Source organism: Pseudomonas sp. DF11 (assembly GCF_058148565.1).
In genome coordinates this window covers 100,131-110,925 of sequence record NZ_JBYVYN010000003.1, presented here as the reverse complement: position 1 = coordinate 110,925, position 10,795 = coordinate 100,131, and the positions used below count along the sequence as shown (strand labels likewise).

The 10,795-nt window shown below is 61.0% G+C and carries 9 protein-coding genes; all 9 read left to right on the top strand.

Translation table 11 applies throughout. The features are described 5' to 3' along the window. Window positions 1-144 precede the first annotated feature (144 nt). Entirely contained in the window at window positions 145-876 is a 732-nt protein-coding gene (locus AC30D9_RS10865; protein WP_109755742.1) for a response regulator, read from the top strand. After that, window positions 866-2,335, top strand: coding sequence for an ATP-binding protein (locus AC30D9_RS10860; RefSeq protein WP_134923092.1), 1,470 nt, complete (start codon window positions 866-868; stop codon window positions 2,333-2,335). Before AC30D9_RS10865 ends, AC30D9_RS10860 begins: the two co-directional genes overlap by 11 nt. A gap of 235 nt (window positions 2,336-2,570) precedes the next feature. Next, window positions 2,571-3,830 (top strand): D-mannose isomerase, encoded by a 1,260-nt coding sequence (locus AC30D9_RS10855; RefSeq protein ID WP_134923093.1) that lies wholly within the window; start codon window positions 2,571-2,573, stop codon window positions 3,828-3,830. A 116-nt stretch (window positions 3,831-3,946) separates the two neighbouring features. Continuing rightward, window positions 3,947-5,248: an ABC transporter substrate-binding protein gene (locus AC30D9_RS10850; RefSeq protein ID WP_490144021.1), complete on the top strand. Its 1,302-nt coding sequence runs from the start codon at window positions 3,947-3,949 to the stop codon at window positions 5,246-5,248. Window positions 5,249-5,338: 90 nt separating this feature from the next. Continuing rightward, window positions 5,339-6,247, top strand: a complete 909-nt coding sequence (locus AC30D9_RS10845; RefSeq protein WP_060738869.1) for a carbohydrate ABC transporter permease — start codon at window positions 5,339-5,341, stop codon at window positions 6,245-6,247. Further along, window positions 6,240-7,085, top strand: a complete 846-nt coding sequence (locus tag AC30D9_RS10840) for a carbohydrate ABC transporter permease (RefSeq protein WP_003198539.1) — start codon at window positions 6,240-6,242, stop codon at window positions 7,083-7,085. Before AC30D9_RS10845 ends, AC30D9_RS10840 begins: the two co-directional genes overlap by 8 nt. A gap of 2 nt (window positions 7,086-7,087) precedes the next feature. After that, window positions 7,088-8,248 carry an ABC transporter ATP-binding protein gene (locus AC30D9_RS10835; RefSeq protein WP_109755746.1) on the top strand — a complete coding sequence of 387 codons (1,161 nt, stop codon included), beginning with the start codon at window positions 7,088-7,090 and terminating at the stop codon, window positions 8,246-8,248. A gap of 129 nt (window positions 8,249-8,377) precedes the next feature. Then, window positions 8,378-9,724 carry a carbohydrate porin gene (locus AC30D9_RS10830; RefSeq protein ID WP_134923095.1) on the top strand — a complete coding sequence of 449 codons (1,347 nt, stop codon included), beginning with the start codon at window positions 8,378-8,380 and terminating at the stop codon, window positions 9,722-9,724. A 145-nt stretch (window positions 9,725-9,869) separates the two neighbouring features. Then, a complete protein-coding gene (locus AC30D9_RS10825) occupies window positions 9,870-10,724 on the top strand; it encodes a D-hexose-6-phosphate mutarotase (protein ID WP_134923096.1) in 855 nt (284 codons plus the stop codon). Window positions 10,725-10,795: the final 71 nt, after the last annotated feature.

Below are 10,795 nucleotides of genomic sequence, written 5' to 3'. Positions count from 1 at the left end.
CGAAGGCGGTGTGTCAGACAACGAAAATGTTGAATGACACACCGCCTTCGCGAGCAAGCCCGCTCCCACAGTGGTTTAGCGGTGTTTGTAGTCCTCCTCCATCAGGCATAATCCGCCCCAATCCAAACAACAAGGACGAGGCCCGTGAGTTCAGTGAACAAATCGATTTTGTTGGTCGACGATGACCAGGAGATTCGCGAACTGCTGGACACCTACCTCAGCCGTGCGGGTTTCCACGTGCGCACCACGCCCGACGGCGCCGGGTTTCGCCAGGCGCTGAACGAGGCGCCGAGCGACCTGGTAATCCTCGATGTGATGCTGCCCGATGAAGACGGTTTCAGCCTTTGTCGCTGGGTTCGCCAGCACCCACGCCAGGCCCATGTACCGATCATCATGCTCACCGCCAGTTCCGACGAGGCCGATCGGGTCATCGGCCTTGAATTGGGCGCCGATGATTACCTGGGCAAGCCTTTCAGCCCGCGTGAATTACAGGCGCGCATCAAGGCGCTACTGCGCCGGGCGCAATTCGGCCAGGAGCGCTCCGGCAGCGAAGTGCTGGCCTTCGATGAATGGCGGCTGGACATGGTCAGCCATCGGCTGTTCCACACCGACGGTGAAGAGGTGATTCTCTCCGGTGCCGATTTCGCCCTGCTCAAGCTGTTTCTCGACCATCCCCAGGAAATCCTCGACCGCGACACCATCGGCAATGCGACCCGTGGGCGTGACCTGATGCCCCTGGACCGGATCGTCGACATGGCGGTCAGTCGCCTGCGCCAGCGCCTGCGTGACACCGAAAAACCGCCGCGGCTGATTCGCACGGTGCGTGGCAGCGGCTATCAACTGGCGGCCAGTGTGGTTGCCAGCAATGGTCATTGATTGGGTCAAGAAAGTCGCTCGGCGGGTGCCGTTACCGCGCTCGTTGCTGGGGCGGATGCTACTGCTGACCTTGCTGGTGGTGCTGTTCGCCCAGACCCTGTCCAGCCTGATCTGGGTCTCGCAACTGCGCGCCACCCAGCTCGAAGGCCTGATCACCAGTGCCCGCAGCCTCGCCCACTCGATGAACGCCAGTGTCAGTTATTTGCGGTCGCTGCCGGTGGCTTACCGGCCTCTGGTGCTCGATCAGTTGCGCAGCATGGGCGGCACGCGGTTTGTCGTCACCCTCAATGACAAACCCCTGGGCATGGATGTGCTGCCGGTCACGCCGCGCAAGCTGGCGGTGCTCAAGGCGGTGGACGAGGTGCTGCGCCAATCCCTGGGCAGTAGCGCCGACATTTCCGTGCAGTTCGTCAGCCCCGATGACCTGCGGATTTTCAACGCCGGACTCAAGCTCGACGAACTGCCGCGTTCGTGGGCCCACTACGCCTTGACCCTCGAACCGGTGAACCCGCCGGTGCTGGTCACGCAGATCCAGATGGCACCAGGCGAATGGCTGTACATCGCTTCGTTGCTCCCCGAGCCCTACACCAGCCTCGAAGAACAAGACCTGCCCAAGCAACAGGTCGGTTTCATCGTGCTCACCAGTAGCTTGTTGCTGTTGTTCATCGGTTTGCTGGTGCATTGGCAGAGCCGGCCCCTCAAGCGACTGGCGCGGGCGGCGCGGGACATGTCCCTGGGCGCCGAAGTGGAACCGGTGGCCGAGGGCGGCGGCAGCGAAGTGGTGGAGGTGGGGCGGGCGTTCAACGCCATGCGCGAACGCATCAGCCGTTACCTGACTGAACGCAGCCAGTTGTTCAGCGCGATTTCCCATGACTTGCGCACGCCGATCACCCGTCTGCGGTTGCGGGTCGAATTGCTGGAGGACGAAAACCTGCAAGCCAAGTTCGGCCGCGACCTGGACGAACTGGAGTTGTTGGTCAAAGGCGCGCTGCAATGCGTCAAGGACACCGACATTCACGAGAACATCGAGCCGGTGGATCTCAACCATGTGCTCGATTGCCTGGTCGAACCTTACCTGGCGCCCAACGGCAATGGCCGGGTAACCCAGGATGGCCGGGCGCTGGCGCCGTATCCTGGCAAACCGCTGGCCCTCAAGCGCTGCATCGGCAACCTGATCGACAACGCCTTGAAATACGGGCAGAACGCCCACCTGCATATCGATGACGATGAAACCGCGTTCATCCTGCACGTCGACGACGAAGGCCCGGGCGTGCCCGAACAGCGTCTGGAGCAAGTCTTCGAACCGCACTTTCGCCTCGCCGGGCAACAGCAGGGCTATGGCCTGGGGCTGGGCATCGCCCGCAACATCGCCCACAGCCATGGTGGTGAAGTGAGCTTGCAGAACCTGCGCGAGGGTGGGTTGCGGGTGACGTTGCAGTTGCCGCGCAGTGTGGATTGATTAGACCGCGTTATCGTTCATCGCGAGCAAGCCCGCTCCCACATTGGATCTGTGGTGTTTACACAGGTTGTGTCCATGTGGGAGCGGGCTTGCTCGCGATGGCGCCAGTAGCTTCAACCTATCTCTCAAAATGAATGTCACAGGCTGGTGACATAACTCGTCCCTTTCGTTACCTGCCGCCCGCCAACCCTTGTTTAGACTCCCTGCGTCAAAACAACAAAAAAGGTACCTCCCGATGGACACCTTCCAACCGGCCTTCAGCAGTTGGCTGAACGCGCCTGCCCATCAGCGCTGGCTCGCCGACGAAGGCTTGCGGCTGCTGGCGTTCGCCAAGGCCTCGAAGCTGCCGGACGGCTTTGGCAATCTGGACGAGCACGGCCATCTGCCGGCCGACGCCCGGGCCGAGACCATGAATACCGCGCGCATGACCCACAGCTTCGCCATGGCCCATATCCAGGGCTTGCCGGGTTTCGCCGAACTGGTGGACCACGGTATCCAGGCCCTCAGTGGCCCGTTGCGCGACGCCGAGCACGGTGGCTGGTTTGCCACGACGCGACCCGATGAAGACGGCGCCGACAAGGCTGCCTACCTGCATGCGTTCGTTGCCCTGGCCGCGAGTTCCGCGGTGGTGGCCCAGCGTCCCGGCGCCCCGGCGTTGCTGGACGAGGCGGTGCGGATCATCGACACGCATTTCTGGAGCGAAGAAGAGGGCGCCCTGCGCGAGTCCTTCAACCGCGACTGGAGCGTCGAAGAGGCCTACCGCGGCGCCAACAGCAACATGCACGCCACCGAAGCCTTCCTGGCCCTGGCCGATGCCACCGACGATCCTCGTTGGCTGGCCCGCGCCCTGCACATCGTCGAACGGGTCATCCACGGCCATGCCGCCGCCAACGACTACCTGGTGGTGGAGCATTTCGATCGCCATTGGCAGCCTTTGCGCGAGTACAACCAGGACAATCCCGCCGACGGTTTCCGCCCCTACGGCACCACCCCCGGCCACGGTTTCGAATGGGCACGGCTGCTGTTGCACCTTGAAGCTGCCCGGGTGCAGATCGGCATGCTGACCCCGGGTTGGCTGGCCCAGGACGCGCAGAAACTCTTCGACCAGAACTGCCGCCACGGTTGGGACGTCGATGGCGCGCCCGGTATTGTCTACACCCTGGACTGGGATAACCGCGCCGTGGTTCGCCATCGCTTGCATTGGGTCCACGCCGAAGCCGCGGCCGCTGCCAGCGCCTTGCTCAAGCGCACCGACGAGGCGAAGTACGAAGCCTGGTACCGGCGATTCTGGGAGTTCTGTGACAAACACTTCATCGACCGCTGCAATGGCAGTTGGCATCACGAACTCGACCCGCAAAACCGCCCCAGCGCCGACATCTGGCCAGGCAAGCCGGACCTGTATCACGCCTGGCAGGCGGTGCTGATTCCGCGCTTGCCCCTGGCACCGAGCATGGCCACGGCCCTGGCGAAACTTTCCAGTCCCGCGCCTGTGTAACCATGTCGTGACATTTACGCGTCCCTTCGTTACCTGCGAAGGGATTTCCCCTGTTTAGAATCCATGCAGCGCAAGCACCAGACTTGCATGCATAACAACAAGAAAGGTACTTCTAGATGAATGCGATTTCTCGCCTCGCTACTGTCATTTCTCTTGCTTCCCTGCTTCCCGTCGCAGCATTCCCTGTCAGCACCCTTGCCGCCGAATCCAAAGGTTCCGTGGAAGTCGTCCACTGGTGGACGTCGGGTGGCGAAAAAGCTGCGGTCGATGTGCTCAAGGCCCAGGTAGAAAAAGACGGCTTTACCTGGAAGGACGGCGCTGTCGCCGGCGGTGGCGGTTCCACGGCCATGACCGTGCTCAAGAGCCGCGCCGTGGCTGGCAACCCACCGGGTGTCGCCCAGATCAAGGGCCCGGACATCCAGGAGTGGGCGTCCACCGGGCTGCTCGACACCGATATCCTGAAAGACGTCGCCAAAGAAGAGAAATGGGACAGCCTGCTCGACAAGAAAGTCTCCGATACCGTGAAGTACGACGGTGACTACGTTGCCGTGCCGGTGAACATCCACCGCGTTAACTGGCTGTGGATCAACCCGGAAGTCTTCAAGAAAGCCGGCATCACCAAGAACCCGACCACCCTCGAAGAATTCTACGCCGCTGGCGACAAGCTCAAGGCCGCGGGCTTCATCCCGCTCGCCCACGGTGGCCAGCCATGGCAGGACAGCACCGTATTCGAAGCCGTGGTGCTCTCGGTCATGGGCGCCGAGGGCTACAAGAAGGCCCTGGTCGACCTGGACAGCAAAGCCCTGACCGGCCCGGAAATGGTCAAGGCCTTGACCGAACTGAAGAAAGTCGCGACCTACATGGACGCCGACGGCAAGGGCCAGGACTGGAACCTGGAAGCGGCCAAGGTCATCAACGGCAAGGCCGGCATGCAGATCATGGGTGACTGGGCCAAGAGCGAGTGGACCGCCGCGAAGAAAGTCGCCGGCAAGGACTACGAGTGCGTAGCGTTCCCGGGTACCGACAAGGCCTTCACCTACAACATCGACTCCCTGGCGGTGTTCAAGCAGAAAGACAAAGGCACTGCGGCTGGCCAGCAGGATATCGCCAAGGTCGTACTGGGTGAGAACTTCCAGAAAGTCTTCAGCATCAACAAGGGCTCGATCCCGGTGCGCAACGACATGCTCGGCGACATGGCCAAGTATGGATTCGATTCCTGCGCCCAGACCGCTGCCAAGGACTTCCTGGCGGACGCCAAGTCCGGCGGCCTGCAGCCGAGCATGGCGCACAACATGGCGACCACGCTGGCGGTACAAGGTGCGTTCTTTGACGTGGTGACCAACTACATCAACGACCCGAAAGCCGACCCTACCGATGCCGCCAAGAAACTGGGCGCAGCGGTGCAGGCTGCCAAGTAATTAGCGCCGCGGTCCTTTTGTGGGAGTGAGCAGGCTCGCTCCCACAAAGGGAATGTTTTGTAGTCTTTTTCTCTTGTACTGGATCTTCCCATGAGTTCTGTTGCTGTGTTCAGCAAGGCCTCGCCGTTCGATGCATTGCAGCGCTGGCTCCCAAAACTGGTGCTGGCGCCGAGCATGTTCATCGTTCTGGTGGGCTTCTATGGCTATATCTTGTGGACGTTCGTCCTGTCGTTCACCACCTCGACCTTCTTGCCGAACTACAAGTGGGCAGGCCTGGCGCAGTATGCGCGGCTGATGGACAACGATCGCTGGTGGGTGGCGAGCAAGAACCTGGTGCTCTTTGGCGGCATGTTCATCGGTATCACCCTGGTGATCGGCGTGCTGCTGGCAGTGTTTCTTGACCAGCGCATTCGTCGCGAAGGTTTCATCCGCACCATTTACCTGTACCCGATGGCGCTTTCGATGATCGTCACCGGTACGGCCTGGAAATGGTTGCTCAACCCGGGCATGGGCCTGGACAAATTGTTGCGCGACTGGGGTTGGGAAGGCTTCCGCCTGGATTGGCTGATCGACCCGGATCGTGTGGTGTACTGCCTGGTGATCGCGGCGGTGTGGCAGGCCTCGGGCTTTATCATGGCGATGTTCCTGGCCGGCCTGCGGGGTGTCGATCAATCGATCATCCGTGCCGCGCAGATCGATGGCGCGAGCATGCCGCGCATCTACTGGAAAGTGGTGCTGCCAAGCCTGCGTCCGGTGTTCTTCAGTGCGGTGATGATCCTGGCGCACATCGCGATCAAGAGCTTCGACCTGGTGGCGGCGATGACGGCCGGCGGCCCGGGTTACTCCTCCGACCTGCCAGCCATGTTCATGTATTCCTTCACCTTCAGTCGCGGCCAGATGGGCATGGGCTCGGCCAGTGCAATCCTGATGCTCGGTGCGATTCTCGCAATCATCGTGCCTTACCTGTACTCCGAGCTGAGGACCAAGCGTCATGACTAGTCTCGCTGCCAAACCTTCCATCAGCCTGAGTCGCATCGCGATCTACGCGGTGTTGATCCTCGCCGTATTGCTTTACCTGGTACCGTTGGTGGTCATGCTGTTGACCAGCTTCAAGACGCCGGAAGACATCAGTACCGGCAACCTGCTGAGCTGGCCGACCGTGGTCAGCGGCATCGGCTGGGTCAAGGCCTGGGCCACGGTGGACGGCTACTTCTGGAACTCGATCAAGATCACCGTCCCGGCGGTGCTGATCTCTACCGCCATCGGCGCCTTGAACGGCTACGTGTTGTCGATGTGGCGCTTTCGCGGTTCGCAGTTGTTCTTCGGCCTGTTGCTGTTCGGTTGCTTCCTGCCGTTCCAGACCGTCCTGCTGCCGGCCTCGTTCACCCTCGGCAAGATGGGCCTGGCCAGTACCACCACGGGCCTGGTGTTCGTGCATGTGGTCTACGGCCTGGCGTTCACCACGCTGTTCTTCCGCAACTACTACGTCAGCATTCCCGATGCACTGGTGAAGGCGGCGCGACTGGACGGTGCGGGGTTCTTCACCATTTTCCGGCGGATCATCCTGCCGATGTCCACCCCGATCATCATGGTCTGCCTGATCTGGCAGTTCACCCAGATCTGGAACGACTTCCTGTTCGGCGTGGTGTTCTCCAGTGGTGATTCGCAACCCATCACGGTGGCGCTGAACAACTTGGTCAACACCAGTACCGGGGCCAAGGAATACAACGTGGACATGGCGGCGGCGATGATCGCCGGGCTGCCGACCCTGCTGGTCTATGTGGTCGCAGGCAAGTATTTCGTGCGCGGTCTGACGGCCGGCGCAGTCAAGGGGTAATCATGGCAACGCTTGAACTTCGCAACGTAAACAAGACCTATGGTGCCGGCCTGCCGGACACCCTGAAGAACATCGAGTTGTCGATCAAGGACGGTGAGTTCCTGATCCTCGTCGGACCTTCGGGCTGCGGCAAGTCCACACTGATGAACTGCATCGCCGGCCTTGAGACCATCACCGGCGGCGCGATCATGATCGGTGACCAGGATGTCAGCGGCATGAGCCCGAAGGATCGTGACATCGCCATGGTGTTCCAGTCCTACGCGCTGTACCCGACCATGAGCGTGCGCGAGAACATCGAGTTCGGCCTGAAAATCCGCAAGATGAACCAGGCTGCCATCGACGAAGAAGTCGCGCGCGTGGCCAAGCTGCTGCAGATCGAACACCTGCTCAACCGCAAGCCTGGCCAGCTTTCCGGCGGCCAGCAACAGCGTGTGGCCATGGGCCGGGCGCTGGCGCGGCGACCGAAGATCTACCTGTTCGACGAACCGCTGTCCAACCTCGACGCCAAGCTGCGGGTCGAGATGCGTACCGAAATGAAGCTGATGCACCAACGCCTGAAGACCACCACGGTCTACGTGACCCACGACCAGATCGAAGCCATGACCCTGGGCGACAAAGTGGCGGTGATGAAGGACGGGATCATCCAGCAGTTCGGCACGCCGAAAGAGATCTATACCAACCCGGCCAACCTGTTCGTGGCGAGTTTCATCGGTTCGCCTCCGATGAACTTCATCCCGTTGCGCCTGCAACGCAAGGACGGTCGCCTGCTGGCGCTGCTCGACAGCGGCCAGGCCCGTTGCGAGCTGCCGATGGGCATGCAGGACGCCGGCCTGGAAGACCGCGAAGTGATCCTGGGCATGCGCCCGGAGCAGATCATGCTGGCGGGCAGCGAGCCCAATGGCTTGCCGACCATCCGCGCCGAAGTCCAGGTCACCGAGCCTACCGGGCCGGACACCCTGGTATTCGTCAACCTCAACGACACCAAGGTCTGCTGCCGCCTGGCGCCGGACGTGGCGCCGCAGGTTGGAGAAACCCTGACGCTGCAATTCGATCCGTCGAAAGTGCTGCTGTTCGATGCCCAGTCCGGCGAACGCCTGGGCGTGGCAGGCCAGGCGCAAACCGATGCCCGGAGCGCAAATGTCGCGCAGTTCAAAGGCCGTTGAAGAACAAATGTGGGAGCCTGCGTGCGCCCACAAAGAAGGAGTATGCGGTGAGTGGGGACCACCCATCGCAATCGTTGTAAACCGCGTTAGATAAAAACAGTTAATAACAATAAAGACGAGGATGTAGGGATGAAGAAGAAAAATAACGCCCAGCTTATCTGCCAGTTGTCAGCCGTTGCGGCGATGATGCTGGTCGGTAGCGCACAGGCTGCCGACGCGTTCAGCGCCGATTCGCCGTATATGACGGGTGACTGGGGTGGTGAACGGACCAAGCTGATCGAGCAGGGTATCGACATCAAGGCCGACTACGTCGGCGAAATGGGCGCCAACCTGCATGGTGGCTACAACAACGACAAGACCGCGCGTTACTCCGACCAGTTTGGCCTGGGCGTAGCGCTGGACCTGGAAAAGCTGTGGGGTTGGGATAACACCCAGGCCAAGATCCAGCTCACCAACCGTAATGGTGAAAACATCTCCAACGACCGTGTCGGCGACCCGCGTGCCGGCACCTTGAGTTCTTCCCAGGAAGTCTACGGTCGTGGCCACATGGTTCGTCTGACCCAACTGTGGATCAAGCACCAGTTCCTCGACGGTAAACTGGACGTCAAGGCCGGTTACTTCGGCGAAGGCGAGGACTTCAACACCTTCCCTTGCGAATTCCAGAACCTGGCCTTCTGCGGCTCCCAGGTGGGTAACTGGGCGACCGGTATCTGGTACAACTGGCCGGTTAGCCAGGCCGCGATCCGCGTGAAGTACAACATCACGCCTGAGTTCTATGCGCAGATCGGTGCGTACAACCAGAACCCCTCGCAACTGGAACACGGCAACGGCTTCAAGCTCAGCGGCAGTGGTACCAAGGGCACCGTCATTCCGGTCGAGCTGGTCTGGTCGCCGAAGGTCAACAACCTGCCGGGCGAATACCGTGTCGGTTACTACAAGAGCACGGCCGATGCCAATGACGTCCGTGAGGATGACAATGGCGATGACGCCGCGACCACCCTTAACGCCTATCGCAGCCATAACAGCAAGCACGGTTACTGGTTCGTCGCGCAGCAGCAACTCACGACCCACAACGGCGATGCTTCACGCGGTCTGAACATCGCAGCCAACGCGACCTTCCACGACAAGGACACCAACGTCGTCGACAACTACCAGTCGCTGATGTTCGTGTACAAGGGCCCGTTCGATGCACGCCCTAAAGATGACATCGGGATCGGTTTCGCCCGTATCCATGTCAACGATGACGTGAAGAAAAATGCTGAGCTGACCAACGCTGCCAATGGTGTCACCGACTACAACGACCCGCTGTTCGCGCCGCTGCGTAGCACTGAGTACAACTACGAGCTCAACTACGGTGTCCACGTCACCAACTGGCTGACCGTACGTCCTAACCTGCAATACATCACTCATCCAGGTGGTGTGGATGAAGTGGACAACGCGCTGGTGGCCGGCCTGAAAATTCAGTCGGTGTTCTAACGCTGTTGCGATAAGCTCCTCTCTATGTGCGCATATTTGCGGACGGCCAAGGCTGTCCGCTTTTTTTTGGGGGAATGTGTTTGGCTGGCGCACCACAAAACTGACGCATCAATCGAGAGTTCAATGATTTCCAGGACCGCGGCCCATGCATGAGCATCCGCTACAACGCTTTTTCAGATCCTTGCGCGAGCGCCCGGTGTTCGCCTGGGAGCGCTATCAACAGCGCGACGTGTTGGTGATCGATCACCCGTTGTGCCAGGCAGTGTTCAGTCGCCAGGGCGCGCAGTTGTTGCACTTCCAGCCGCGAGGCCAGAAGCCGTGGTTGTGGTGCGCGGCCAAATGGCCACACGTCGGGGCGATACGTGGCGGAGTGCCGGTGTGTTGGCCGTGGTATGGCCGCCATCCGAGCGAAAACGCCTGGCCGTCCCATGGTTGGGCGCGGTTGATCGATTGGAAGCTGCTCGACAGCCGTAGTGACGAAGAGGGTGTGCACCTGCATTGGCAGTTGCAGTTGTGCGACTGGCAAGTGGACCTGCATGCGCACTTGGGTGAGCGCATGGAACTGCGCTTGAGCACCGAGCACCAGGACAGCCTGCCGTGCCGATTGAGTCAGGCCTTGCACGCCTATTGGCGTATTGGTGACGTTGGCGAGGTAGCGCTGTCTGGGCTCGAAGGTGCACAGGGCTACGACCAGTTGAAACGTACGGTTTGCCAGCAGGAGGGTGAGTTGCGCGTCGAGGGTGGCTGTCAGCGGGTGTTCCAGCATGACGGAGAATTACAGCTCAAGGACCATGCCTGGCATCGCGAGTTGTGCATCGACACCGGTGACAGCGCCGACACCGTGGTCTGGCATCCCGGCGCACGGCCGTTGCTGGGGGTGAGTTGGGATGAGGTCAGCGAATTCGTCTGCGTCGAAGCCGCCAGTGGCGGCACCGACAGTCTGTGCCTGGCGCCGGGGGAGCGGGCGCACCTGAGTTTGCAGGCGTGGGTGGGGGCTTAGCTCAGGATCTCTGGTGTGGCGGCAGGCCCCTTCGCGAGCAAGCCCGCTCCCACATGGGGTTCGGGTTACTC

Bases quoted from the DNA above. Each gene is read 5' to 3' on its own strand.
- AC30D9_RS10845 (WP_060738869.1), top strand. From the start codon at position 5,339: ATGAGTTCTGTTGCTGTGTTCAGCAAGGCCTCGCCGTTCGATGCATTG.
- AC30D9_RS10840 (WP_003198539.1), top strand. From the start codon at position 6,240: ATGACTAGTCTCGCTGCCAAACCTTCCATCAGCCTGAGTCGCATCGCG.
- AC30D9_RS10850 (WP_490144021.1), top strand. From the start codon at position 3,947: ATGAATGCGATTTCTCGCCTCGCTACTGTCATTTCTCTTGCTTCCCTG.
- AC30D9_RS10835 (WP_109755746.1), top strand. From the start codon at position 7,088: ATGGCAACGCTTGAACTTCGCAACGTAAACAAGACCTATGGTGCCGGC.
- AC30D9_RS10855 (WP_134923093.1), top strand. From the start codon at position 2,571: ATGGACACCTTCCAACCGGCCTTCAGCAGTTGGCTGAACGCGCCTGCC.
- AC30D9_RS10830 (WP_134923095.1), top strand. From the start codon at position 8,378: ATGAAGAAGAAAAATAACGCCCAGCTTATCTGCCAGTTGTCAGCCGTT.
- AC30D9_RS10825 (WP_134923096.1), top strand. From the start codon at position 9,870: ATGCATGAGCATCCGCTACAACGCTTTTTCAGATCCTTGCGCGAGCGC.
- AC30D9_RS10860 (WP_134923092.1), top strand. From the start codon at position 866: ATGGTCATTGATTGGGTCAAGAAAGTCGCTCGGCGGGTGCCGTTACCG.